The organism is Nocardia sp. NPDC058658, from assembly GCF_042716665.1.
Taxonomy (GTDB): Bacteria; Actinomycetota; Actinomycetes; order Mycobacteriales; family Mycobacteriaceae; genus Nocardia.
Genome location: NZ_JBHXRR010000002.1, coordinates 39,006 through 63,660, shown reverse-complemented (window position 1 = coordinate 63,660; position 24,655 = coordinate 39,006). Strand labels below are relative to the sequence as shown.

Below are 24,655 nucleotides of genomic sequence, written 5' to 3'. Positions count from 1 at the left end.
ACACCGATCCGACGAAGGCCCCCGCCGTGCGGGGCCTTCGTCGTACCCGCACTCGCACAGTGAGCAACGTGCTGGAGGCGTGAAAGATGCTCCGCCCGTGGACGTGTGGTACCAATTCGAGATGCGGTGGTGGCGGGGGATTGTGGTTTCGGTGGGTGTCGGTGTTGTCCTGAGCGGGTGCTCGCCGCGCCCGTCGACGCTCGACAAACAGGTCGAGGTGTTCGCGGACTTGCCACTGACGTGTGCGGAGATCGATCCCGCGGCGACGGGTGCGCTTCGACTCTTCGGCCGTGGGCTGTCGAGGCACGCGGAAGGTCTCACCGGCGAGCCCCGATCGCATGACAGACTCGGACAGTCGTTGCGCTGCCTCCAAACCTTCGAGGATCCGATTCCCGAGGGTGCCGACCTGCCGACGACCGGGGCCATGCGGCGATCGGTGGTCATCGAGGTACAGCGCAGCACGTTCCCGCATAGACCATGGGAGACCACCACCACGATCGCTCCCGACGGGCGTTCGTCGGACGTCATCGATCGGGCACAGCTCCCGGGCGTTGGGCAGGACTCCACCACCTGGTTCACCCGCGGTCGTGAGGGCGATATGTCGGCACACACGAAGACAAGGATCGACAACCTCACGATCGGAATCACGACATCGGGGGCCGACTGGCACGACAGTTCGCTCACTGCTCGTGACTCGCCGGAACTACGCGCGGACCTGCGCACCGGTGCCGACGCCATCGCACGGGAGATGGCCGCGACCCTCCCCGCACGGCTGCCGCGTGTAACGACCGGCGCGTTCGAATTGCTCCCGACCCCGGCCGTCGAGCCGACACTCCGCGTATCGACTCCGACGATCACCGCTTGGGACCCCTGTGCTCTCGCGGGTCCGATCGCGGTGGGCGCGGGACTTCCCGGCGACCGTACCGACGTGGCCGGAATCGAAACTCGCGGGTGCTTCTGGTCGACCAGCTGGGGATTCGTGCAGGTCCGTTCGCGTGCAATGGATTTCGAACAATCCATCTACCGGTCCGAGTACTCCGGCGCGCCGAAACCCGTCACCTTCGCCACCCGCACCGCGATCCAAGTCGAGTATCCCAGCGACTCCCACGAACGCTGTACACATGCCTTCGACACGCCGTTCGGCACCACCGAGGGCCGCCTCGTCGGTGTGGTGACCATCGAGGCCCACGTCGTTCGCGGAGCCTCACGACAGCGTGCCTGCGATCTGCTCACTCCGCTCAGTGCGGGATTGACACCGCACCTTCCGTCATCACGGTGATCCGTACCGATTCGAAGGGCGAGCGCGGCAGCTGATCGCAGCCGGCGTGTTCGTATTTCGCCTGCTGATGCCTGACGGCCGACGTCGTTACGGACTGTCCAGTGCGTCCAAGGTGATCGCCAACGTCACCGGGGTGTCGAGGACGAGCGCGGTGCGGTGCACCCGATGCGGCATGTACCGCATCCCCGACCAATCGAGCCGGTACTCCTCGATCCGGTCGATCCGGTTCCAGCTCTTGTCGAAGTGGACGATCAGATAGACCGGAATTCCGGCGCGGGCATAGAGCTGGCGTTTGACTCCGGTGTCGGCATCGACTGTTGCGCGAGAGGCGATTTCGGCGACCAAGGAGATGTGCTCACGCACAGTGTTGACGTCATAGGGCTCGCAGTCGCGGACGAAGATGTCCGGGTAACGAACATTCAGCCGTTGGTCGGCGGGTGCGTCGTCGGTATCGGCAAACCGAACCGCCACGTCGGAACCCACCCGCAGGCAAGGTCCTGCCGGGTCACGCGCGTTCTCGATCGCCGCGGCCAAACGGCGCACAACCCGACTGTGGGCCTCGCTTTGGGCCATTGCCCGAATTACTAGTCCGTCGATGATCTCGAAATCGCCAAAGGTGGTGCTGAGCGAATCGGGCTCGGCCTCGAGGAACTGCTCCGGGGTAATCCGTTGCGCCTCGTCTGGGTGCGCTGCGGTCATGCTCAGCTCCTCGTCCTCGACGGCTCCGACGAGCCTACCGTGGCGTGATCGCCGGGTGCGTGTTCGATGCCTGCCGCGTCCAGCCGCATCGAGCTGGTGAGAGCCGGGTCTACTCGGCCTTGACCGTTCGATGGCGTAGATGCGGCCATCGGGGGTTTCGAGGATGAAGTCGATTTCGCGGCCGTCGCGGTTGCGGTAGTGCATGATCTCGAAGGCGTCGCAGGTCAAGCTCTTCAGTTTCAGTAGTTCGGCGAAGACGAAGGTCTCGACAAGCGCGCTCAGTGGGCGCTGACCTGGCCGACTGAGGGAGGTCGCGTCGGTGTTGGTGAGGTTCGCCGCCAGGCCTGAGTCGGTGAGAAAGACCTTGGGGGCCTTGGTGAGTCAGGTAACGAGGTTGGTCGACCACGCCGGTGCGATCGCCACGAGGAAAACGGTCTCCAGGTACTGCAGGTAGGTGCTCACCGTGTCGGCGCTCAGCGACAGGCCGCAGGCCGGTTTTCCATGCTCTGACGAGAGTACTCGGGATCTGCCGGGAACTTATTCGAGATCTGCCGGGGCTCTATTCGGAATCTGCCGGAAACCGATCGGGGATCTGCCGGGCTCGCCATCGGATATTCGCCGCAGCGAGAACAGTCATAGACTGGATGTGCATGTATTATTGCATGCATGGTCGCCTTGCAGATTCGGGACGTTCCTGAGCCGATGCGTGATCAGTTGGTGGCGTTGGCGCGGCGGCGGGGGCAGTCGTTGCAGGCTTTTCTCTTCGATCTGGTTCGTGATGAGGTTCGTCGTCAGGACAACCTGGCGGTGCTCAAGCAGTTCAGTCCGGTGACGTGGGATGTCGCTTTCGCCTCGCAGGATGTGGTGGTGGCGCTGGATGCTGAACGCGCTGAGCGTGATTCGGTGCTCGGTGGGCCGGAGATCGGGGAGTGATCGTGGTCGATGCTTCGGTGTTCGCCCATGCGCTCTTGAATCCCGAACCGCTCGGTGACAGTTGTCGCGCGGCTCTCGAAGCCGACAATCGCTGGATCACGCCTCAGCACTGGACCGTGGAGGTTCTCTCGGTGATTCGCCGTTTCACGCGTGCGGGCACGATCAGCGCCGAGCAAGCGGCCCGAGCGGTGACGGCTGTGGAGAAACTCGAACCGGAAGTCCCGGTTACCCGCGTCCTCGTGCGCAGGATCTGGGAACTGCACGACAACCTGACCGCCTACGACGCTGCTTACGTCGCGGCCGCGGAGGCCTACGGTTGTGAACTGCTCACCACTGATTCGCGATTGGCGAACGCGCCGGGGGTCAACTGCGCGGTGCGGGTCCTGACGGCGTCGGCGGGTGCTTCGCCGCGATAGCCGACCTCAACTCGCCCGGTGGATGGGGTGGACTCGGGAGAGGGCGCGTTTGGCTTCGGCCAGGGAGATCATCTGGTCTTCGTCGTCTATTTCGGCGACAGCCGCTTCGGCCCATTCTCGCAGGAGAGTGGAGACGCCTACTCGGCGTTCGTCGGCTAGGGATTTCAGGCGGGTGTGTAAGCCGAGGGGCAGGCGCATCGACGTGGTCACCATGATGTCTTCGTTGACGGGCAGACGTGGTGGGGCGTCGGTGGGCTCGTCGGTGAAACTCAGCCGATCCATGAAATCGGCGAGTTCTTCTCTGCTGGACGGAAGTCCCGGCTCGCTCATGATTGGCTCCCACTTTCCCACTGCTCGAATTGCGCCAGTTCCTCGGCGCGCATCGTGCGTGCGCCGATGATCACCCACGTCCAGTCCTCCCGCTGTCGCATCACCACGATCAGCGGGCGGCCTGCTGTGGTGCGCCCCCACACCGTCAACACGGTCACCTGGCCGTCGAAGGCCGGGCGTGGCCACCGTCGTGACGCTGCGAGGACCTGCCGAACCTCGCTGGGTTCGATGCCGATCAGGTGAGCGATCGCCCAATCAGGCCACTCGAAACCCATAAGTCCATAATACGCACGTAGTAACGCCATGTGAAAGGGCTGAGTATCGAGCGGGCATCGGTTCGCTACTCTCGCGGTGACGCAGTTGTCGACACAGGGGAGGGCTGCGGTGAGTGAGGTGATGCGGCCGTTGTCGGCGTCGGAGCGCTGGTTCTGGCTCGTCGACCAATTGTCGCCGGCGAATTGTGTGGTCCGCTTGCGGGTGCGGGGCCCGATCGGCGCCTACCGCCTCGAAGAGGCGACGGACGCACTGCTCACAGAATTTCCCCTGCTTCGGACAACGGTGGTCGAGGGCCCGCGCTTCGCCCCGTCCGCCGACCCGCACCTGCCGGTCCTGCACCGCATGGTCGAAGACCCCGACGAGTGGCGCTCGATCTTCGACGAACAACTCGCCGAACCCATCGATCTCGCGACATCACCCGGCCGTCTCATCGATTTAGCCTGGCGTCCAGGCACTTCCGACGAACACCACGACCTGATCCTCGCCCTGTCGCACGTCCTGCTCGACGGCCGCTCGATGGCAGCACTGGTCTGGCGAATCCTCGCCTACGCCTTCGGATCTCCGCTCCCGACCGCCACCCGCGAACCGATCCCGCCCCCTGACGACCTCATCCCACCCGCGCACACCCGCCTCCTACGCTGCCTGCGCACCAACATCACCGGCCAACTCACCGCCATGGCCCGCCGCCCGACCGGCCTCCCGGGCACCCCGCCACCACTACCGATTCGCCGCACCCGCACCGTGATTCGGCACATCGAGGGAGATACTCTCGCCACCCTCCGCGCCCGCTGCCATCAGCACGGCGTCACAGTCAATGCCGCCTTGACCGCCGCCCTGGCCAACGCGCTCGGCCACCTCGCCCCCCGCTCCTCCGGCGTCGCGGGCATCGGCATCCCGGTAGACGTCCGCACCCGCCTGCTCCCACCCCCGGCCGACGACGAGCCAGGCATGTTCACCGCGGTAGTCCCCACGTTCGTCCCCTACGGCCCGACCAACTTCCTCTGGGACGCGGCCCGCGCAGCGAAAACCCAACTGACTCAACAATTAGCGAAGCACACAGACCTCACCGCCCTGGCCGCGATCCGCTACGGCTGCCCCCGCTCGATTGAATCCGGCAGACGCACAATAGAACTCATAGACCGCCGCGCCCCCTGGAACGTCACCCTCAGCAACCTCGGCAACCTGACCCCACCCGAAACCCCTGAGCCACTGGACATCACCGCGCCCACAGTCGCCGGAACGAACTCCTGCGCCAGCGCCCTGACCGTAGCCGTAGCCACCCTCGACGCCACGATGTCGATCACCTTCTGCTACGTCGACACCATGCTCCCGCGCACTACCATCGAATCCCTGGCCGACCACACCATCCAGTCCGTCACCCGCTGAGTTGGCAGCTACACGGCGACAATGTTGAGTAGCGGCCCGACCCCCTTGAAGTCATCGGGATTTCGGGTATAGAGCGGCAGCGCGTGCTGGACGGCTGTCGCCGCGATTTGCAGGTCGGCGACCCGGCGGCGGGGCTTGCGGCCGATTTGTTCTACGAGCAAAGCCAGCGACCCGTAAACGTGGGCCGCGTCGACATCGAACGGGAGCGGGTCGAACGACCGGACCACCCATTGAAACCGCAGTTGGCGCTGCGCCTGGCGCACCGGATCCTTGGCGGCGTGGATTCCGGTCGCGAGTTCGGCCACGCTGACGGCGCTGATCGCGGCATCAGCGGCCGCGGGCAGGCTTGATTGAACATCGCTGTAGTCGATGAGGACCGATGTGTCGAGAAGGATATGGAGTGGTTCGGCGGACTCACTCACCGTCGGGCATCTCCGGGTCGATCATCGCGTCCAGATCGGCACGCCACTGCTGATAATCGACACGCGGCAAGCGGGCACTCGTCCGCGCCAGCTCGGAGACGGGCACGAAGGTGCGTCGGACGAGCGGCTCGAGCTTGGCTACAGGGTTACCGTTGCGAGTGATGATGAAGCTTTCGCCTGCTTCGACCGCCGCGAGCACTTTTCCGCTGTCATTGCGGAGGTCGCGCTGCTGGATTTGCTTCATAGCGCAAGTGTACGCGCGAGCGCTACGCCGTGTACAGAATGCTACAAGGGCACTCAGGCGATCTGTTCGCGCACCATGTCCCGCAGCGCCGCTCGGTCCGGTTTGTTCGTGCGGCCGCTGACCGGAATTCGATCGACCACCACGATGTCGTCGGGGACGGCGGTGGTGTCGATGAGCTGGGGCAGACGGTCGCGAAGCACGGCTGCGATGTCTGTGGAGTCCGGTTCGGCGACGACGGCGAGCACGATTCGCTCGTCGCCGATCTCGTCCGGCAGGCCGACCATGATGGCCTCGCGCACTCCGTCGATCGCGACGATCGCGGGCTCGTACAGGCCGGGGTAGATGTTGGTTTTCCCCCGGATCATCATGTCTTTCTTGCGGCCGGTGAGGACCAGTTCCTTGCCGTCCCAGCGCGCGAGGTCGCCGGTGGCGATCTCGGTCATGGGCTCGGCGCCGAGGTATCCGCGACAGAGATTCGGGCCGGACAGTACGAGTTCGCCGTCGTCGGCGATTCGTGCCTCCACGCCGCGCACGGGAGCGCCGAGGAGGTCGCCGTCGTGGGCGAGCTTGGCGGCGCCGGTCGCGACCGCCACGGGCAGGATCTCGGTCATCCCGTAGACGGCGAGAAACTCGGTGTCGGGCAACGACTTCTGTGCTCGGCGCAGCAGGGCGGACGTGACCGGAGCGCCACCCAGCGCCACCTGACGCAGATTCGGCGGCGCTGGAACCGCGGCGGCCTCGATCGCGTCGAGGGCCACGGCCAGATCGGCCGGGGTGTAGAACGCGTGCGTGGCGCTGCGCAGATTCCGGGTGAACCGCACCGGGTCGATATGTGTGCCGAAGCGCGGATACCGCGGCATCGCCCACCTGGCCCCCGCCATCAACGCGGGCAACCCCATCATGAGCTGCTCGGTGTGCAGGAACGCACCGGGTGCGAGACTGGTTTTCCCGGCCATCGCGGCGAGCCCGGCGCTGAGCGAAGCACGGGTGTGCACAACGGCTTTCGGCTCGTCGGTGGTACCTGAGGTGAACACGATCAATGCCGCCGCATCGGGATCGGCGGCGGGCAGGGCGGGCTCGCGCGCATCACCGGCGAAACGCCGCAACGGAATCGAGCCCAATGGTGTTCCGGGTACCCACACGCCACTGTGGATATGTCGAACGTCGAGGGCGCCGAACCGCGGCAGTTCCAGCCCCCTCTTCCTCCCGAACCCGGCAAGTGGCCCACTTGCCGCGTACAGCAGTGATTCCGTTGCCGCCCAACTGGGTTCGACCATCTCGACCCGCTTGGCGAAAAGCTCCGGCCCCACACCGGGGTCGACGAACACGATCGTCCCACCGGCGGCGATAGTGCCGAAGATCAACAACACCGACGACACACCGGGCCGGATCGAGAACAGCATCCGATCACCGGGCACGAACCCCGCTTCGCCGAGATTGTGCGCCACCCGCCCGATGGAATCCACCAGTTCCCGATAGGTGAGCGCCCGTTTGCCAACCGCTCCGAGCGCGGACGCATCCGGAATCCGTTCCGCCTGTGCGGCAAGCTTTTCGAGAAAATCGGTCACCGGTGTCCTCATCTGATATCGACGATGTCGGGCCGATACCGATGATCGGCGTACCAGGCGAGTGTCTTGCGAATACCCCAGGCGCGCACCCGCCGATTCGAGCCGTACACCCGCACGTCCCTGCGCAGACCGTAGTCGGTGGTGATCGTGCGCACCGCGTTGACCAGTGCTCGATCCTCGTGCAGGTCCTCGATCGCGGTGCGCGGGAATCCGCCTGCGGCACCGTACAATTCGGCGGTGATTGCCATATTGCAGCCCGGCGTCATCACATACGGCCCGAGATAGCGCGGATCCCGATTTCCCGAACGCACCTTGCCGAACGTCGACGCCACTTCCAACGCCACCCGAATGATCGTGCGGTCGATCCACGACACACCTTCGTCGGTGCGCGGAATCAGCTGACCGCTGACCAGTCGCAGTCCGGAGTCGAATCCGGCTCTGATCCGTCGTGTCCAGTCGGGGGCGGGCAGGCAGTCGGCGTCGGTGCGCGCGAGATAGGTCGCGCCTTGCGAAATCGCGTGGCGCATACCGGTATCGGCAGCAGCGCCGGTGCCCTTCACAGCCTCTTCGATCACCACGATGCGCGGTACCGGATGTGCCGCGGCGAAGGCGCGGACCACGTCGACGGTGCTGTCGGTCGAGTTGTTGTCGACCACGACCACGGTGAAATCGGTGTCCTGTTGCGCGGCAATGGCTTCCAGCGTCTTGCCGATGCCGAGTTCCTCGTTGAAGGCGGGAATCACCACCCAGAGATCACTCACGCATCCTCCAACAGTCGATCGAGCCCGCCGACCTCATCGACCCAGCGGTGGAAACTGTCCAAGCCGGTCGCGAACGGCACCGTGGGCTGATAGCCCACCCCGTCGCGCCCGTCACCAGCACTGTCATCGCGCCACGCCATGTCGTCGACGAACTCGCGAGCAGCAGGAGAACCGAACTGTCGCGCCGCGCGGGCCTGGCCCGAACCCGGCGACGGCATCGATCACCGTTCGCCCTCGCCCAGCGTCTTCCACCAGGTAGCCCCGAGCAGCATCGTCATCACGGCCGCACGACGACCCGAGATCCCCCGCTCAGCGGCCACTTTCCGGGCCGCCGGAATCTGCGCGGCGTGCACCCCGACGCTCAACACCACATCGATCCAGAACGCCACCCGCAACCACCGAGCCCGGAACGGCCGCACCACCCCGACGATCAGGAACACCCACCCGATCACCGGAATCGACCGCAGAGCCAGCACGGCCCCACGGCTGGGCACACCCGCCGGAGTGTCGGAGGACGCACGGTGCCGACCGTGCCCGGTATTCACCGGATCAGGAACAACATGCAGGGAGCGGGTCACCGCACACCAACCCCTCGATAGGTCACCGCCGCGGCGGTGGGGCCGCCATCGGCGGCGACGAACAACAACGGTCGATCGGCAAGTCCCGCGTCCCTGGTCGCCACGAACGCGGCGGTCAACGCGGAAGTGTGTGCGTCCCCGGCGAACTCATCGGTCACCACCGCGCCGACGCCGAGTTCCGCGGCCAGCGCTGAGGCGTAGTCGGGTGTCGGTTTACCGCACACCAGCACCACCTGCCCGGCGTCGAGACCGTCAGCGGCCAAGGCGTCGCGCGCGGCGATGGCGGCATGTTCGACCAGTTCAGCTGTCCCGGTGAGCAATTCGACGGTCAGCGAAGAGCGGCCCTCGGCCCCCATGGCGGACAACTTCACATACCCCTGCGGATCGGGCAGCGCGTCACCGGCACTCACATGGACTCCGCCGAAACCGGCTGCGTCAGCGTAATTCTCGAGCACGAATGCCGCCCCGACGGACTCGAAGACGAACTCCGCGTCGGCCCGCTCGGACGGATGCGCGTCACCCGACACCACCACCACGTGTCCCGACGGCAGGTCGGCGAGCAGCGAAGCGGCCACCCCGATCGCGTTCACCACCCCGCAGGCCCCGTTCATCAGGTCGAACGACAGGCACGGCACGTCACCGCGCCGATAGTCCAACCCGATCCCCGCCGCCTGCTGGATCAGCGCCGCGACCGCTGGTTCCACGAGGTTCGCGTCGCGGTAGACCCCCACGTTGATCAGCGCGTCGACCTGCTCGGGCCGACAACCGGCCCCCGCGAGGGCGTCGCGTGCGGCTTCGGCCGCCTGTCCTACCGAGCTGACCCCGCCACTGCGTGTCGTGGCCGAAGAAATGATGATTCCCATACTGTCCTATACCCGCAGATCGCCGATTGTCACCGACAAGAATCCGGCGACCACCCCGGAGGCGGCCGGTACCAGCAGTACCTTCGACCCCGGCGCGATCATTCCCTGCCGTAGTGCGTCGTGCAAGACCACGAAATGCGAGGTCGACGCGGTGTTGCCGTACTTTTCCAGCACCGCAAGGCCCGGCGGCATCGCCGCGTCGAATTCGCGCTCGGCGATCTTGTTGATCAATTCCACGGCAGGACCGCTGAATTGGTGATGGATCAGGTAGTCGTAGCCCTCGGCGGCGAAGCTCGAACCGCGCGCGGCGAGGAATTCCTGCTGGCGCGAGGTCCACAGCAGATACCGCGACTCGTTGTGCATCGCCCGGTTGTCGGTGTAGAGCGCGACGCCCGGCCCCTGATCGCTGGGCATCCCGAGGCACAGCTTCGCGAACGCGGCGCTGGTGTTGAGCTCCACGTAGTCCAGGCCCGGCCCGTCGGTGCCGTCGAGCACCACGGCCGCACCGGCGTCACCGACGGTGAGCGAGGCGAACTGCGGGTCGTACTTCTGCGAGATCTCGCGCACCGCGGTATCGGCGATCGGCGTGATGCATTCCCCCGACACCACCATGCCGCGTCGCACGGCACCGGATCGAATCATCCTGTCCAGCACCAGAACTCCGGTCATCATTCCGGCGCAGGCATTGGACACGTCGAAGTGGATCGCACGGTTCGCCCCGAGCGCGGTGCGCAGCATCAGGGCGAAGGACGGTTCCATGCAGAAGTCCTCGCCGCGGGTCCGGGTGATCGAGCAGGAGATGATCACGTCCAGATCGGCGGCGTCGTAGCGGGAGTTGTCGAGTGCGCTGCGGGCGGCGGCCATGGCGATGGTGAACGAGTCCTCGGATTCGTCGCGCACCCGGCGGGCCTTGACCCCGCTGACCTTCTCCAGATCCAGTGGCGCGTCGACGGCCAGCTGGGCCAGCAAATCCGCCGTGGTCACTTCTCTGGTCGGCAGGTACGCGCCGAGTGCTTCGATTGTCGATCTCACCATGCTCGTTCACTTCCAGATCTTGCCTGATGCACAGATCACCACCAGCGCATCTCGCAGATCCTAGCCATAGACCTTCACTAATCGGACCCGCTCGATTAGATTGTGCCGGGGTGTGGAGCGCTGCCCGACGCCATGAACTAACCCTACTCGCCGCAGGTCAACCCTGGTTGCCTGGATTATTGCTGCTGGGCAGGTTCGCGCGGCCGATCCGCAATGTGCCCAAGCTCGGCTGGTTCGTCGCCGATCCGCTGGTGGCCCGCCAGATCTACAACGACAGCACCCATTTCAGCATCGTCTCCGAGGGTGCCGCCGGGCACTGGTGGGCGCAGATCATCGGCGACTGGGTGGAGGACCTGTTCGAAGGCCCCGGTCACACCGACCTGCGGACCAAGGTGCGCGACCTGTTCACCCTCAGCCACACCGACGCCCTGGTCGCGCGGGTGATCGGCCCCGACCTGGCCGACCTGCGCGAACGGCTCGCCGCGGGGGAGACCGTCGACATCGCCGCCCGCGCGCAGATCCTGGTCGGCCGCAGCGTCTCCGACCTGGTCGGGATGCGGCCCGAAGACATCGCCGCGGCCATCGGCGGCGACGACACCGAAGACGAGGACGCACTGTTCCTGCGGCTGTTCCATCACGTGGAAGAGCTGGTCAACCTGGGTTTCGGGACCATGGCATCGACCACACTCGACCCCGTCGCGGTGGCGCGCGCCCGCGAGCTGGCCGGTCAGCTCGCCGTCAACGTCCCCGCCGCGTACGCCCGCGCCGACCCCGACACCACCCTGGGCCGCTGCCGCCAACTGGGCCTGGACGTGGAGCACGCGGGCGGCCTGGCGATCCTCATGGCCGTCGCGGGCACCGACACCCTCGCCAGCGCGATGACCAGAATGGTCGCGATCATGCACGACACCGACCAGCACCGCGCCCTGCTCGCCGCCCCCGACCGCCTGCCCGACGCCGTCCGCGAGACCCTGCGCGTCACCAGTCCGGCCTACCTCGTCGGGCGCTCGGTCACCGCGGATGTCCGGGTCGCCGACCGCGAGCTGCGCGCGGGCGAGCACGTCAAGATTCTCACCTGGACCATCAACAATGCCGCGGGCGAGTTCCGGGTCGACCGCGACTACAACCCCGAAACCCGCCAGCTCTGGTTCGGCGGCGGGCGGCACCTGTGCCTGGGCGCGCAACTGGTCCACTCCGAGCTCACCGCGCTGCTCGAGGCGCTCACCGCGGCGGGTCGCCCGTGGGAGATCGTCGAACGACGTTACCGGCGAAAGGTTTTCATCCCCACCTACGAGACCCTGCGCATCCGCCTCGCCGTCTGAGGTCACCTGATCTTCTTCGCCCGGATAGGATTCAAGTGATTTGGGGTCGGCCGATGGTGTGCCGGGCCGGCTAGGAGGGGGCATGTCGGAATCTGGCGAGCGGGGAGAATCCGGCGCACAGCCACTTCCGCGGAATCCGGTACCGCCGCAGGCGAATTCGTACGCGGCACCGTTCGCGGCACCGCCGAATCCGTACGCGCAGGGTGTGTACCCGAATGCGCAACAGAACTACTATGCGCAGCCGCCCTACGGTGGTCCGCAGCCCTACGGATATGCCCCTGGTCAACATCCGCCGCAGTTCCACGCGGTCGCACCCCCGCGTGCCAGCAAGACGCCGATAGTCCTTGCGGCACTTGCTGTTCTGGTGGTTCTCGCGGTCGGCATCGCGGTGGCAGTGGTGTTCGCGACGAGCGGGAACGAATCCTCCCCGGAGCGTCAGGCCCGCTCATCGTTGGCCACCGCGCAAATGCGTCTGCTGCACACTCCCGCGGTGCGGTACACCGGAACCGTCACCGGGGGCGCGGCCGGATCGCCGACGCTGACCGTGGATCTGATCGTCACCAACGTCGGCGAAGCCACCGGCACGGTATCGGTCGGCAACGCGCACATGGACTACCTCGGCGTCGGCGGCAAGTCGTTCCTGCAGGGGGAGGAGAGCGCCTGGATCGCGCTCGGTGTGCCTGCGGGCGTGGCCAAGGACTATGTCGGCCGACCGATCCTGATCGGTCCCGACGTGTTCGGCGTCGACCTGGCGACCACCCTGGCACCCGCCCGCCTCGCGCTGATCCTCGACCCGGCCGCGGCCCACGACAAACCGGTTCAGCTCGGCACTCTGCTGGTCATCGGCGGACACGAGTCGACCCCGATCATCAGCGGCGGTCTCACGATCTACCTGCGCGACCTGGGGGCCGACGGTACCGCCGACCAGCCGATCATCGACCGCATCGTCAACAATCCGTACGATCACCGAGTCGGCAAGGCCGACCTGCCACGGTTGACCCTCGACACCGAGCACCTGCTCTCGGCCGACGCCGCTGCCGTCTACGCCGGACTGCCCGGTCGGATCGACGCACTGGACAGGGCGCTCGATTCGCGAGTCAGCGTCGACGGCACCCTGAACGGACGATTCCTCGAGAACCCGTGCCTGGGCACCTGCACGATCGAATTCACGGTCGCGAACACCGTCGACTCCACCTCCGATATCCGCATCACCGCGCTCTCCTACGACTACACGATCACCGTGGAATCGCAGTTGAACATCAGTACCGGTGCCGATTGCGCTGGTGCGGGCACCATGGCGCCCAACAGTTCCACCACGATCCGCTGCACCGCCACCTACGACCCGTACCAGATCCCCGCGGGCACGACCCTGCCGATCAACGCGTTCGCCAAGGTGAGCATCCGTGCGTTGAACCCGGAACAGGTTCGGGCGCTGAAGGAGCAGGTCGGCGAAAACGGGTCCGCGGCGAATGGTTTGTCGCCGGAGGTCGAGGTGTCGGTCGCCGAGGATTGGACGGCCTACACCGCCGCGGGCGGCAAGCTCTCGAAAAGCGAATGGACCACTGCCCGAACTGAACTGGGCGACCGCGCGAATCGATGACTCACTCCCGGTGCAGTCGCAGTCGTCGCGAGAGATCGGAGACGAACACCCGCTCCGGGTCGACCCGATCGCGCACCCGACGCCATTCGTCGAGTCGCGGGTACATCGCCTCGATCATCTCGGGTGTGGTTCGCGATTCCTTCGCGAAGTACAGGCGTCCGCCCGCTGCGCGCACGCGCTCGTCGAGGTCGATGCAGAAGCGGTCGAGTCCGCTGGTCAGCGGGAAGTCCAAGCTCAGCATGTAGCCGGGATGCGGCCACGACAGCGGTGCCGGATTGCTCGCACCCATGCGTTTGAACACGTTGAGGAACGAGTGGTGGCCCGATTCGGCGATGGCTCGCACCGCATCGGCCAGTTGTTGCTCGGCCCCGAACGGCATAGAGAACTGGTACTGCAGGAACCCCCGCTTGCCGTAGGCCCGATTCCATTCACCGAGCAGGTCTAGGGGGTGGTAGAACTGCGTCAGATTCTGGATGCGACCGCGCGCTCGGCGGGGGAACAGGCGGTGCGCGGCCTCGGCGGCGATCCGGGTGGTCACCGAATTGACCATCCCGTTCGGGAAGATGTCGGGCACTGTGAACAGTTGCGGCGCATCGAAATTCAAGGGTCGGCCGCGTAGTTTCGCGGGCAGCTGATCGACCGTCGCGAGCGAGCCGCGACTGAATCCGGCCCTGCCGAGTTTCGCGCCGGTGGAAATGGTGTCCGGCACCGACATCGAATAGTCGTAGCCGTCATCGGAACCGCCGGTGAGCAACTCCATCGTTTCGTCGAGATCGCGTGTGCGGTCGTTGTCGACGATGAAATACGCGGTCTCGGTGTGCTTCAAGCGAACTCGGGCGCTGACGATGATGCCGGTCAGGCCCATCCCGCCCACCGTCGCCCAGAACAGCTCGGCCTCAGCGCCTTCCGGTGTCAGCGTGCGCACCGTTCCGTCGGCGGTCAGCAGGTCCATCGACACCACGTGATTGCCGAAGCTGCCCTGCGAATGATGGTTCTTCCCATGGATATCCGCGCCGATCGCGCCACCGACGGTCACCTGCCTCGTGCCTGGCAGCACCGGAATCCACAGCCCGAACGGCAGCGCGGCCTTCATGAGCGTGTCCAGGCTGACGCCCGCGTCGACCTGGACGATCCCGCTGTCGGGGTCGATGCTGTGGATGCGATCCAGGGCGGTCATGTCGACGACCAGCCCGCCCGCGTTCTGTGCCGGATCGCCGTAACTGCGTCCGAGACCACGCGCGATCACGCCGCGCGGTCCCGCGGTCCGCACCCGTTCGGCGATCACCGCGACGTCGGGCGTGCGCAGCACTTCGGCGACGGTCGGTGCGGTGCGCGCCCAGCCGCTGAGACTGCGGCATCCGCTGACTGGATTCCCCTGCGTGAATGTCACAGGGGCTCACGCTAAAACGGTTTCCTGTGGACAACCTGAGGTAATCGTGCGGTTATTGCGGAGATGCCCGCTGGGTGGTGAGTGCGCCCTCGTGCATCGTCGCGATGCGGGTGCAGGCGGCCGCGAGAAGGGGTTCGTCGTGGCTGATCAGCAGGACCCCGAGCTCGTCGGCGGCATGGGCCATGACCAGGCGGATGATGGTGGCGGTGGTGGCCGCGTCGAGCATGGCGGTGGCCTCGTCGAGGATGAGGTAGCGGGGGTGCTGGGCGAGGGCGCGGGCCAGGCAAGCGCGTTGGAGTTGACCGTCGCTGAGGGCGTGCGGACGGCGGTCCAGGAGGTCGGGGGTGAGACCGACGGTGATGGCCAGCGCTGCGAGGTCGGGGACGGTGGTGCGACGGATGCGGGCGGGTTCGGCGATGATCTGGGCGAGGGTGAAGTGCGGATTCGTTGCGGCACGGGGGGATTGGAAGACCATGGCGATGCTGCCGCGAGCCCGTCGGGGTCGGTGGCCGTCGACGGTGACCGTGCCCGACGTGGGGGTGAGCAGCCCCGCCATTGTCCGCGCGAGGGTGGTTTTGCCTGAGCCCGAATCGCCGGTGATCCCGACGATCTCGCCCGGGGCGACCCGCAGGTCCACCTCGCGGATCACGGGGTGCGCGCCGTAACCCGCGGTGAGGGAATCGGCGATCAGCATGGGGACCTCAGCTGGCGAATCATGCGCTGTCGCTGCGGAATCAGCTGCGTCGGGCCACCAGCGTAAGGGCAGATCTCGGACAGGTTCGTCAGCGTGCGCGGGGGATGCGGGAGCGGGTGGAGGCCGCGTTCGGGCAGGGCGGCGAGCAGGTCGCGGGTGTAGTCGTGCCAGGGATCGTCGAGCACGTGCGCGGCAGGGCCGACTTCCATCAGGCGGGAGGCGTACATGACCGCGACGGTGTCGGCGATGTCGGCGCGGATCAGGTGGCCCAGGTCGTGGGTGATCAGCAGTACGGCGGCACCGTCATCGGCGCACTCGCGCAACAGTTTTCCGATCTGATCGGTGCGTGCGCGATCGAGTCCGGAGGTCGGTTCGTCGGCGATGATCACCTCGGGGTCCCCGGCAAGCGCCGCCGCCACGGCTGCTCGCTGAGCCATGCCGCCGGAGAGTTCGTGGGGGTACAGGTCGAGTGCGGTGGGGGACAGGCCCGCTCGTGCGACGAGGTCGGCGGGGGTGTGCGTGGTGCCGAGCGCGGAGATCGCTTCCGCGAGTTGGGAACCGACGGTCCGTACGGGGGTGAACGAGGTGCTCGGCGATTGCGGGATCAGCGCGACACGGCGGCCACGATAGGAGTGATCGCCTGCGAGGATGTCGACCGTTTCGGCGGCTGAATTCGGCACGGTCGAGTCGGTGCGTTCGAGGGCGCGCGGGGCTCGGCCGGTGTGTACTGCGGGAAGGCGGGCGGCGGTACTGTTCGGCCGCACCCGGGAGTGGTCGTCCTCGGGCGCGCGGCGATCACCGTCGGTGTCTCGTGCGAGCAGGCAGATCGTCCCGGTCGTGACGGCTTCGCGGGGCAGCACGCCCATCACCGCGCTCGCGACAATCGACTTCCCGCAACCTGATTCGCCGACGAGCGCTGTTATCGCGCCTGCCTCGATGTCGAGGGACAAGTCGGTCACGGCGTGCACCACATCGCCGCGCCCCACCGGAATCCGCACGGTCAGTGCGTCGATCGACAAGCGCTTCATCGCGGCATCCTCGACGGTTTCGGCGGAGCGAGCAGGCCGCGCAGCGACGACCCCGCGACGGCGACCGCCACCGTCGTCAGCACCAGGAACCCCGCCGGGAACACCAGCGTCCACCACCCACCCAGCAGCAGCGACGTGCGCGCTTCCTCCAGCAGCGTGCCGAGGCTGGGTTCATGCGGCGGCAACCCGAAGCCGAGGAACGACAGCGTCGACTCGTGCCAAATCGCATGGGGCAGAAGCAGAACCACCGCGATCAACGCCTGCGGGGCGACAGCGGGCAGCAGATGCCGCAGCAGCAGATGCGTGCGAGTCGCACCGGCGAGCACCGCCGCCGACACGTACTCACGCTCGCGCAGACTCAAACTCTCCGCCCGCACGATCCGCGCCACCTGCACCCAGTGTGTGAGCCCGATCGACAACACCACCGCCACCGCGTTCCCCCGGAACAGCGCCACGATCACAATCCCCAGCAGCAGATGCGGCAGCGCGTTCGCGGTATCGGCGAACCGCATCACCACCCGATCCACCCACCCGCCTGCCAACGCGGACACCGCCCCGACCAGCACCCCGATCACCGTCGACACCGCCGCCGCGCACGCCGCGACGATCAGCGAGGTCCGCAGCGCCGCCGCGATCCGCACGAACAACGACCGCCCGGCCGAGTCGGTCCCGAACCACCACTGCCCCGAGGGCGCCTGCCGTGCGCTCGCGAAGTCGGTCAGCCGATCGTCGACCCCGTCGACCCACGGCACGATCACCGCGTACAGCACGACCGCGACCAGCACTGATAGCGCGACGTACAACCGCCGCTCAGCTGATGGCACACGGGGCTGGTCGCCTTCCGAAAGTTTCGGCTCATCCATCGGCGCGCACCCGCGGATCGAGCAGCACCACCGCGACATCGGCGAGCAGCGACCCGAGCATCACCGCGCAGGTCGTTCCGACGGTGAGAATCGCCAGCAGTGCCATGTCCAGATCCTTCGCCGACTGCACGAACGCCCCCGCGATCCCCGGCCACGAGAAGATCTCCTCCACCAGCACCGCCCCCACCACGACCTCCGGCAGTCGCGCGCCGAGGATCGTCACGAACGGGGCCAGCGACGACGGCAGGATGTGCTTGCGGGTGATCGTCGCGGTGTCGATCCCGCGCGTGGCAGCACCCACCACGAAATCCTCACCGCGATTGCCCGACACCGATTCCCGCACGGCCAGCAGCAACCACGGCACCTGCGACACAGCCAACGCGGCGGCGGGCAACACCAGATGCCGCACCACCTGCCCGAACCCGACCTCGGCGCCCGCGTCGGTGAGTCCTGCCGGTGGCAACCAGCCGAGCCCGACCGCGAACACCGCGATCGCGCCGAGCGACACCACGAACGGCGGCAGCCCCTGCATCACCACACACAACGCGGTGACCACCCGGTCGATCAGCCCACCGCGATGCATCCCCGCCCAGACGCCCGCTCCCAGGGCGACGGCGACCGCCACACTCATCGCGACGACGACCAGCAGCACTGTCCACGGAATCCGTTGGGCAAGAAGGGTACTCACTGGTTGTGCGAACCCGCGCGAAGTCCCGAGATCGCCACTGAACAGGTCGCCGATCCACCGCCCGTACAGCTGATACCACGACGCATCCAGCCCGAGTTGATCCGTGAGCAACGCCCGATCCGCACCGCTCGTCGTCTCGTAGCGGGCACCGAGATAGCCGACCAGCGGATCGAACGGCGACACCGCCGCGGCCGCGAACAGGGCGGCGGATACGGCGGCGAGCACCGGAATCAACGTCACCAGCCGCCACCCGATCATCGCCCGCAGCCCGCGCCCGCGAACGCGACTTCGCCCCATCAGCGAGTCCAGTTCTGGAGCGACCACCAGGGTCCCCAGGTGACGCCGTGCGCGTGCGGTTCGAGAATCGGCCCCGACATCTTCCAGGACGACTCCTTCACCACATAGGTGTGATCGAGATGCACGAGGAAAACATGGCTCGGCGCCTTGGCGTACAGACTCTGCACCTCTCGATACGCGGCGGCCCGCACGGCGGGATCCGTGCTGCGCCTTGCGGTTTCGAGTTGTGCGTCGATCGCGGGGTCGGCGTGCCGGCTCGCGTTGTCGTAGGGGCTGCCCGCGCTCGGGTCGAGCAGCGGCGAGTGCAGGGTGTTGTAGGCCTGGGTGTCGGGGTCGTAGGGCTCGCTACCGCCGCCGAGCAGGATGCCCGCCTGCGCGATCCGTGGCTCGATCCGATCCCAGGACAGCGCTTCGAGGTCGACCTCGATACCCACGCGTCGCGCATCGGAGGCGAAAGCCAGTGCGAGATCACGGCGCAATGTGTCGGTGGAGTTGTACATCACGGTGAACCGCGCCCGCACACCATCTTTCGCGCGCACGCCGTCGGCGCCCGTCCGCCATCCCGCGCCGTCGAGGATCTGCTCGGCGCGGGCGCGATCGAACGCGAAAGAGGCTGCGGGGTTATGTGATTCGCCGTAGACCTCGGCAAACGGGGTGTACGCGGGGCGACCGTAGCCGCCGAGAATATTGTCGATCATCCCCTGGCGATCCACCGCGTAGTTCAGCGCCAGCCGCACCGCGGAGTCCCCGGCCACGGGATCACTTTCGGGCAGGGACACACCACGCCAGTCGGCGGAAGTATTGGCCTGCACCGGCATTCGATCGCCGAACGTAGCGGCCAGTAGGGGCGGCAGCGACGTCCCGTCGAGTTCGCCACCGGCCATCCGCTGCGCACGGGTGTTGTCATCGGGCACATAGAGCACCGTCAACCGCTTGACCGAAGGCGCGCCACCCCAATAGTTTTCGTTCGCCTCGAACACTGCCCGCGTCGGTTCCAACCTGCTGAGACGGTACGGTCCGGTGCCGATCGGGGCGGAATTGAGCGGCGACTCGGTCGCGGGACCGGGCTTCGCGACAGCCTCCGACGGCACGATCCCAATCAGCAATTTCGTGCCGAACGCGGCATACGGATGGCGCAGGGTGAACCGCACCGTCAGCGGATCCACAGCCTCGACCCGGTCGATCATCGAAAACGACGACCGCACCTCCGAGGCCGACGCCGGCTCCAGAATCGCCCGATAGGTCGCCACCACATCGTCCGCGTCGAACGCCGACCCGTCACTGAATCGCACGTCCGGCCGCAGCGGCGCCGTCCACACGGTCGCCTCGGCATCGGACGTCGGCAACGCGGTCGCCAGTGCCGGGGCGAAACCGGGCACGCCCGCGCCCCCGGTCAGCCGGAGCAATCCGTCGTAGACCTTGGCCTCACCGGCCGCGCCGTACCCGGCGATCGGGTTGTATCCGCCGAGCTCATGGGCATCGGCCAGGACCAGCGAGTCGGTGGAACCGCTGTCGGGCGCACCGCACGATGTCAGCGCGACCGTGAACACCACAGCGAACAGCGGCCGAGCGCGCATTCTCCGACATCCCAACTCATGTTTATCTGAACAGATGAACAGATAATAGTCGCGAGCGGTGCCGCCGTGTCCACTCGGCGATTAAGCTGGGCACCGCCATGGGAGAGCCACGCATACTGCACGGGTCGCCGGTCGAACTCGGCCGTCGCGCGATCGGCGACGTCGAGATCAGGGCCTGGGCGCAGCGCTTCGACCTGCTGTCCGACCCCGGCCGTCTGGAAATCCTGCTGTGCCTGCACCGCTGTCCCGACATCAGCGTGGGCGAGTTGGCAGCCGCCATCGGCCGCAACGAGAACGCGATCTCCCAGGCTCTGCGCGTCCTACGTCACGAGGGTTGCGTCACCTCCAGCCGCGAAGGCCGAACGGTCACCAACCGCCTCACCGACCCGATCATCCACGACATCCTCCATACCATCGGCGCCCAGCACTGACGTCGCGCAGGCTCAGTCGGCGGAGCCGGGGCGGACGATCATGAGGACGACCACGGCCGTCCAGAGCAGGTTGTAGATGCCGGCGAGCATCGACAACATCCGCAGGCGTTTGCCGTCGTCGGGTGTGTCGAGGGCCTCGCGCTGGAGCGGGACGATCTGCACGGCGAGCAGTGCGCCCGCGATGGCGGTGGTGATCATCGCGGTGGTGATCCAGATTTCGTTCATCCGGCCCTGGATCGTGGCCAGCGCGATGCCGATCACCGGCACGATGATCGCCAGTTTCGCGTAGCTCCTGGTGATCCGGTGCATGGCGACCGCCACCGATGCGCTGCGAATCGCTGCCGGGTCCGGCCCCGCTACCGGGGCGTATCGAGGAAAAAGACTGGCGGCGACCGCTGAGCCGCCGACGAAGACGATGCCCGCGAGCACATGCACGGACAGCAAGACGTGTTCCAACTTCCGACCTCCAACCTTCAATGTGCTTGAAGCCTAGCTCGAGCTTCAGTCATGTTGAAGGTTGGATTTGTCACGCCTCGGGTCGACGGGGGATTTCTCCCGCGAAGGCGTCGACGATCGCCGCGCCGACCCGCCGCAGAATCGGATCCGATTCCGCGCCGAAAATTTGAATGTCCACCCGCGCCACAGCTTTTCGCGCTTCCGCGAGCAACTCCGTCCCCGCCGCCGTCAACTCGATCGCCGACGCCGACCCCGCCCGCGCTGTCCGGTCCTGCACCAGCCCCGCGCCGACCAAGCCCTTCACTGCGGCATGCACACTCTGCACACTCGTCCCCGACATCCGCGCCAGCTCACTGAACGAGACCCCTGGAACGCCGTTGATGTGGCCGAGCAGCCCCAGCCGGGCCACCGTCAAATCCAGCGCACCCAACTCGGCCCCCAGCGCCGCTTCCACCCGCCGCGACATGGTGATCACCAAAATGCTCGGGCTCATCGCCGGCGGTCCAGGGCGCTCGTTCTCGGTGGTCACCACAGCATTTTCCCGCACGCGACCACGATCGTCGTGGTCCGGGCGGCCGGCGACGCGAAACGGATTCGGGCCCAGCGAGTTCGCTGAGCCCGAATCTTTGTGTGGGACTACTTCACTGCGACGCGGGCTCCGTCGGAGAACGCCGAGTCGTGGAACTCGATCGCGGCGGGGACGGTGCCGACCGGGACATCGAAGACCAGAACCATCGAGGTCTTGTTGCCGGGGTTGATCTCGGCGGAGAGCTGGTCGTTGACGTTCATCTCCGCAGCGGTGTCGTTGGCGAACTCGCGGCCCTGATCGTCGATCAGCTTCTGATTCGAGCCGAAGTAGCTCTGGGCGACATTCGAGGTATTGACGACATCGACAGAGACCAGAATGAATTCACCCTGCGCGGTCTTCTGCAGGAACTGGTTGTCGCCGACGGTGGTGACCGGCGGATCCACCTTCGTCACGGTGAACCCGAACTTGCCGTCACGCACCTCGGTGCCGGCGGGCGCCGCGACCGACCGGCTCTCCTCGGCCTTGGCGACTTCGTTGGCGGCGGTGCCGATCAGCGCCGCACACCCACCGAAAAGCGCGAGCACGGCGAGCGCGAACCCGCCGAGCACCCACGGCCACACCTTCTTCTTGCGCGGCGGCTGCGAGTAGTGAGGCTGCTGCGGGGCAACGGGATTGGGGTACTGGGGCTGGGACATGACGTTCTCCTGATCAGTTGTTGAAAGAACGCTACATCAGCGCAACACGTATGGCAACAGGGAAACAATGTTTTCAGTGTGAACCGTGGTGGTTCACAGGTAGGTGCCGCGCATTGTTAACCGACGCATGTAAAGTTGGCGCTTGACCAGAGGAGAGCCATGCCAGACTCGACGCCCACCGTCGCCGCTGCCGAGATCTCCCGGCTGGCCGGTGTCACCCGCGCCACCGTCAGCAATTGGCGGCGCCGACATGCCGACTTCCCCGCTCCGGTGCCCGGCGGGTCGGAATCTCGCCCACTGTTCGACCTGGCCGAAGTGCAGCAGTGGCTGCGCGGACACGGCGTCACCGCGGCGGACTCCCCGGTGCAGCACCTGCGCACGGTCCTGCGCTCCGAGGTGAAGCCAGAGGCGGTCACCGAGTTGATGGAGTTCGTGGCCGATCCGGCCGCGAAAGCGACCGATTCGGTGCGCACGGCTGTCCGGGCGGCGATCGGCGCGGTGGGTGTGCAGCAGACCCTGGCCGTCCTGGCCGAGCGTGGCCTCGACGGCCCGAGTACCGGCGTCTACCCGACCGAACAACCCGTGGCTGCGCTGATGGCCGACATCCTCGCCACCGCCGCGTCGCCCGCGCCGAAGTCGGTGCTCGACCCGTCCTGTGGCAGTGGCACATTGCTGCTCGAGGCTGCCAGGATCGGCGCGACCCGGCTCGACGGTCAAGACATCCTGCCGGTGCAGGCGAGTCGCACCGCCGCCACGCTCAGCACACTCGCCGCTGACGCCGAAGCCGACATTCGAGTGGGCGACGCCTTGCTCGCCGACGCGTTCACCGATATCGAGTTCGATGCGGTGCTCTCCAATCCGCCCTATTCGCAACGTGATTGGGGTGCAGACGATCTAGCTCTCGATCCGCGCTGGGTGTATTCGATCCCCCCGCGCAGCGAATCCGAACTCGCGTGGGCGCAGCACGCGCTCGCACACCTGCGTCCCGGCGCGACGGCGGTTCTGCTGCTGCCCCCGGCCGTCGCGGCCCGCTCCTCGGGTCGGCGGATTCGCATGGAACTGTTGCGCGCCGGTGTATTACGTGCCGTGATCGCCTTGCCGCCCGGGGCGTCGACGCCCCGCCAAGTCGGTCTGCAACTGTGGGTGCTGCGTCGGCCGGGTGTCAGCAATCCCACCGACACGCTGTTGTTCGCCGACACCACCCGACTTCCGAGTCGCGGTGGGGAGCAACCGGATTGGCAGGTTCTGGCCGAAACTGTCGTCGATGCCTGGCGCGCGTTCGACCGAGGCGACACCGAGGCGGCGACCGTTCTCGATATCACCGCGGTGGTTCGGGTGATGGACGTTCTCGACGAGGATGTCGACCTCACTCCGGCGCGTCAGGTGCGCGCGGCCGTCGACCCCGACAGTGCCTCCGCCTCCGCGCACGCCGCGATCGACCAGCTCAGCGAAAACCTCACCGAACTGCACTCCGCCGTCGACGCGGTCCGCGAATGGAATTCCACTCCGGGCACGACCTGGCGCTACGTGGCGGTCGGAAACCTCATCTCGGGCAAGGCTGTTCACGTCGTCGTCATCGATCCGACCCCCTCCGACACGCAACGCCCGGTCGTGACCGGTCGCGACCTACTCGGTAGCCGTGGTCCGTCGGGCCTCACCACCCCCGGCGCCCCGGTCGGCGCCCCGATCGAGGAAGGCGACGTCCTGGTCTCCCGCATCCGCGACGACCACGGCGCCGCCCAGGGCGCCCGCGTCGCCGAGGGATCCGACATCGGCGCCGTCCCAGGCCCCGGCGTCCTCGTCTTCCGCACCGACCCCACCCGCATCGACCCCTGGTTCTTCGCCGGCTTCATCGGCAGCCCCGACAACGCCGCCGCCATGTACGGCACCACCACCATCCGCCTCGACCCCGCCCGCCTCCGCATCCCCATGCTCGGTCTCCCCGCCCAAAAAACCTACGGCGCCGCCTTCCGCCGCCTCCACCACCTCCGAGTAACCGCCCACACCACCGCCGCCACCGCCCACCAAGCCGCCGACCTCATCTCCACCGGCCTGACCGCAGGCGCGCTGGAGCCCCACAGCGGAGACCTGTCATGACCCATAGTCGATGGCGGGCCGGAGTTGCCGAGCGGTGGTGCTTTCCGGTGGAACGTATTCTGTATCACAGTGATCCGAGTACCTACCAGCCTGTCGGGTCGTCGACCTTCCAGGAGATCCGATGAAACAGCAACCCTCAGGTGCCGTGATCGTTCTCAGGGTGCTTGCGGCCGGCTGGTTTTGTCTCATGGTGATGGG

28 protein-coding genes and 1 pseudogene are annotated in these 24,655 nt (G+C 66.9%); 8 read left to right on the top strand and 21 right to left on the bottom strand.

Features of this window, described 5'->3' with window-relative positions:
- Positions 1-97: 97 nt before the first annotated feature.
- Positions 98-1,279, top strand: a complete 1,182-nt coding sequence (locus ACFWUP_RS05580) for a hypothetical protein (RefSeq protein WP_379231099.1) — start codon at positions 98-100, stop codon at positions 1,277-1,279.
- Positions 1,280-1,366: 87 nt separating this feature from the next.
- On the opposite strand, the gene ACFWUP_RS05575 is transcribed toward ACFWUP_RS05580, so the two are convergent.
- Together ACFWUP_RS05575 and ACFWUP_RS05570 are read right to left on the bottom strand one after the other, a co-directional pair.
- A complete protein-coding gene (locus ACFWUP_RS05575; protein ID WP_379231727.1) occupies positions 1,367-2,110 on the bottom strand; it encodes a Uma2 family endonuclease in 744 nt (247 codons plus the stop codon).
- A gap of 6 nt (positions 2,111-2,116) precedes the next feature.
- Positions 2,117-2,347 (bottom strand): annotated as a pseudogene (locus ACFWUP_RS05570) (DUF4143 domain-containing protein); the annotation flags it as partial.
- A 297-nt stretch (positions 2,348-2,644) separates the two neighbouring features.
- On the opposite strand from ACFWUP_RS05570, the gene ACFWUP_RS05565 reads away from it, so the two are divergent.
- Together ACFWUP_RS05565 and ACFWUP_RS05560 are read left to right on the top strand one after the other, a co-directional pair.
- Positions 2,645-2,911 carry a hypothetical protein gene (locus ACFWUP_RS05565; protein WP_379231098.1) on the top strand — a complete coding sequence of 89 codons (267 nt, stop codon included), beginning with the start codon at positions 2,645-2,647 and terminating at the stop codon, positions 2,909-2,911.
- Positions 2,912-2,913: 2 nt separating this feature from the next.
- Positions 2,914-3,327, top strand: a complete 414-nt coding sequence (locus ACFWUP_RS05560) for a type II toxin-antitoxin system VapC family toxin (RefSeq protein WP_379231096.1) — start codon at positions 2,914-2,916, stop codon at positions 3,325-3,327.
- Positions 3,328-3,333: 6 nt separating this feature from the next.
- Here ACFWUP_RS05560 and ACFWUP_RS05555 read toward each other — a convergent pair whose 3' ends face one another.
- Together ACFWUP_RS05555 and ACFWUP_RS05550 are read right to left on the bottom strand one after the other, a co-directional pair.
- Positions 3,334-3,657, bottom strand: coding sequence for a hypothetical protein (locus ACFWUP_RS05555; RefSeq protein WP_379231094.1), 324 nt, complete (start codon positions 3,655-3,657; stop codon positions 3,334-3,336).
- Complete coding sequence (locus ACFWUP_RS05550; RefSeq protein WP_101466053.1) at positions 3,654-3,932, bottom strand: hypothetical protein; 279 nt, start codon at positions 3,930-3,932, stop codon at positions 3,654-3,656. Before ACFWUP_RS05550 ends, ACFWUP_RS05555 begins: the two co-directional genes overlap by 4 nt.
- Before the next feature lie 109 nt (positions 3,933-4,041).
- On the opposite strand from ACFWUP_RS05550, the gene ACFWUP_RS05545 reads away from it, so the two are divergent.
- A complete protein-coding gene (locus ACFWUP_RS05545; RefSeq protein WP_379231092.1) occupies positions 4,042-5,319 on the top strand; it encodes a hypothetical protein in 1,278 nt (425 codons plus the stop codon).
- An 8-nt stretch (positions 5,320-5,327) separates the two neighbouring features.
- Here ACFWUP_RS05545 and ACFWUP_RS05540 read toward each other — a convergent pair whose 3' ends face one another.
- The 8 genes from ACFWUP_RS05540 to ACFWUP_RS05505 are packed head-to-tail and all read right to left on the bottom strand — an operon-like array spanning position 5,328 to position 10,790.
- Entirely contained in the window at positions 5,328-5,741 is a 414-nt protein-coding gene (locus ACFWUP_RS05540; RefSeq protein ID WP_379231090.1) for a type II toxin-antitoxin system VapC family toxin, read from the bottom strand.
- Positions 5,734-5,985 carry a type II toxin-antitoxin system Phd/YefM family antitoxin gene (locus ACFWUP_RS05535; protein WP_379231089.1) on the bottom strand — a complete coding sequence of 84 codons (252 nt, stop codon included), beginning with the start codon at positions 5,983-5,985 and terminating at the stop codon, positions 5,734-5,736. Before ACFWUP_RS05535 ends, ACFWUP_RS05540 begins: the two co-directional genes overlap by 8 nt.
- A 53-nt stretch (positions 5,986-6,038) precedes the next feature.
- On the bottom strand, positions 6,039-7,553 hold the full coding sequence (locus tag ACFWUP_RS05530) for a class I adenylate-forming enzyme family protein (protein ID WP_379231087.1): 1,515 nt from the start codon (positions 7,551-7,553) through the stop codon (positions 6,039-6,041).
- A gap of 8 nt (positions 7,554-7,561) precedes the next feature.
- A complete protein-coding gene (locus ACFWUP_RS05525; protein WP_379231085.1) occupies positions 7,562-8,314 on the bottom strand; it encodes a glycosyltransferase family 2 protein in 753 nt (250 codons plus the stop codon).
- Positions 8,311-8,532, bottom strand: coding sequence for a hypothetical protein (locus ACFWUP_RS05520; protein WP_379231083.1), 222 nt, complete (start codon positions 8,530-8,532; stop codon positions 8,311-8,313). The genes ACFWUP_RS05525 and ACFWUP_RS05520 overlap by 4 nt, the downstream gene beginning before the upstream one ends.
- 3 nt (positions 8,533-8,535) lie before the next feature.
- Complete coding sequence (locus tag ACFWUP_RS05515; protein WP_379231081.1) at positions 8,536-8,892, bottom strand: hypothetical protein; 357 nt, start codon at positions 8,890-8,892, stop codon at positions 8,536-8,538.
- Positions 8,889-9,755 (bottom strand): hypothetical protein, encoded by an 867-nt coding sequence (locus ACFWUP_RS05510; protein WP_379231080.1) that lies wholly within the window; start codon positions 9,753-9,755, stop codon positions 8,889-8,891. The genes ACFWUP_RS05515 and ACFWUP_RS05510 overlap by 4 nt, the downstream gene beginning before the upstream one ends.
- A 6-nt stretch (positions 9,756-9,761) precedes the next feature.
- Positions 9,762-10,790, bottom strand: a complete 1,029-nt coding sequence (locus ACFWUP_RS05505) for a 3-oxoacyl-ACP synthase III family protein (protein WP_379231078.1) — start codon at positions 10,788-10,790, stop codon at positions 9,762-9,764.
- A 167-nt stretch (positions 10,791-10,957) separates the two neighbouring features.
- On the opposite strand from ACFWUP_RS05505, the gene ACFWUP_RS05500 reads away from it, so the two are divergent.
- Complete coding sequence (locus ACFWUP_RS05500; protein WP_379231074.1) at positions 10,958-12,112, top strand: cytochrome P450; 1,155 nt, start codon at positions 10,958-10,960, stop codon at positions 12,110-12,112.
- Between the two features lie 82 nt (positions 12,113-12,194).
- On the top strand, positions 12,195-13,712 hold the full coding sequence (locus ACFWUP_RS05495; RefSeq protein ID WP_379231072.1) for a hypothetical protein: 1,518 nt from the start codon (positions 12,195-12,197) through the stop codon (positions 13,710-13,712).
- A gap of 1 nt (position 13,713) precedes the next feature.
- On the opposite strand, the gene ACFWUP_RS05490 is transcribed toward ACFWUP_RS05495, so the two are convergent.
- Genes ACFWUP_RS05490 through ACFWUP_RS05465 form a run of 6 tightly spaced genes read right to left on the bottom strand, consistent with a single transcriptional unit; the run spans position 13,714 to position 20,249 of the window.
- On the bottom strand, positions 13,714-15,102 hold the full coding sequence (locus tag ACFWUP_RS05490; RefSeq protein WP_379231070.1) for an FAD-binding protein: 1,389 nt from the start codon (positions 15,100-15,102) through the stop codon (positions 13,714-13,716).
- 52 nt (positions 15,103-15,154) lie between these two features.
- Complete coding sequence (locus ACFWUP_RS05485) at positions 15,155-15,796, bottom strand: ABC transporter ATP-binding protein (RefSeq protein ID WP_379231068.1); 642 nt, start codon at positions 15,794-15,796, stop codon at positions 15,155-15,157.
- Positions 15,790-16,824, bottom strand: coding sequence for an ATP-binding cassette domain-containing protein (locus ACFWUP_RS05480; RefSeq protein ID WP_379231066.1), 1,035 nt, complete (start codon positions 16,822-16,824; stop codon positions 15,790-15,792). The genes ACFWUP_RS05485 and ACFWUP_RS05480 overlap by 7 nt, the downstream gene beginning before the upstream one ends.
- Positions 16,821-17,687 (bottom strand): ABC transporter permease, encoded by an 867-nt coding sequence (locus tag ACFWUP_RS05475; protein ID WP_379231064.1) that lies wholly within the window; start codon positions 17,685-17,687, stop codon positions 16,821-16,823. The genes ACFWUP_RS05480 and ACFWUP_RS05475 overlap by 4 nt, the downstream gene beginning before the upstream one ends.
- The gene (locus ACFWUP_RS05470; protein ID WP_379231725.1) at positions 17,680-18,672 is read right to left on the bottom strand and encodes an ABC transporter permease; all 993 of its coding nucleotides are present in this window, start codon (positions 18,670-18,672) and stop codon (positions 17,680-17,682) included. The genes ACFWUP_RS05475 and ACFWUP_RS05470 overlap by 8 nt, the downstream gene beginning before the upstream one ends.
- The gene (locus ACFWUP_RS05465; RefSeq protein ID WP_379231062.1) at positions 18,672-20,249 is read right to left on the bottom strand and encodes an ABC transporter substrate-binding protein; all 1,578 of its coding nucleotides are present in this window, start codon (positions 20,247-20,249) and stop codon (positions 18,672-18,674) included. Before ACFWUP_RS05465 ends, ACFWUP_RS05470 begins: the two co-directional genes overlap by 1 nt.
- Before the next feature lie 98 nt (positions 20,250-20,347).
- Here ACFWUP_RS05465 and ACFWUP_RS05460 point away from each other — a divergent pair, with 98 nt between their 5' ends.
- On the top strand, positions 20,348-20,680 hold the full coding sequence (locus tag ACFWUP_RS05460; RefSeq protein ID WP_379231060.1) for an ArsR/SmtB family transcription factor: 333 nt from the start codon (positions 20,348-20,350) through the stop codon (positions 20,678-20,680).
- Between the two features lie 12 nt (positions 20,681-20,692).
- Here the strand turns inward: ACFWUP_RS05460 and ACFWUP_RS05455 are convergent, their stop codons facing one another.
- The 3 genes from ACFWUP_RS05455 to ACFWUP_RS05445 form a co-directional block, all read right to left on the bottom strand.
- Positions 20,693-21,136: a hypothetical protein gene (locus ACFWUP_RS05455; protein WP_379231058.1), complete on the bottom strand. Its 444-nt coding sequence runs from the start codon at positions 21,134-21,136 to the stop codon at positions 20,693-20,695.
- A 70-nt stretch (positions 21,137-21,206) separates the two neighbouring features.
- A complete protein-coding gene (locus tag ACFWUP_RS05450) occupies positions 21,207-21,665 on the bottom strand; it encodes a MarR family winged helix-turn-helix transcriptional regulator (protein WP_379231056.1) in 459 nt (152 codons plus the stop codon).
- A 107-nt stretch (positions 21,666-21,772) separates the two neighbouring features.
- The gene (locus ACFWUP_RS05445; protein ID WP_379231054.1) at positions 21,773-22,360 is read right to left on the bottom strand and encodes a DUF4352 domain-containing protein; all 588 of its coding nucleotides are present in this window, start codon (positions 22,358-22,360) and stop codon (positions 21,773-21,775) included.
- 159 nt (positions 22,361-22,519) lie between these two features.
- Here ACFWUP_RS05445 and ACFWUP_RS05440 point away from each other — a divergent pair, with 159 nt between their 5' ends.
- Positions 22,520-24,457: an N-6 DNA methylase gene (locus ACFWUP_RS05440; protein WP_379231052.1), complete on the top strand. Its 1,938-nt coding sequence runs from the start codon at positions 22,520-22,522 to the stop codon at positions 24,455-24,457.
- The last annotated feature ends 198 nt before the right edge of the window (positions 24,458-24,655 follow it).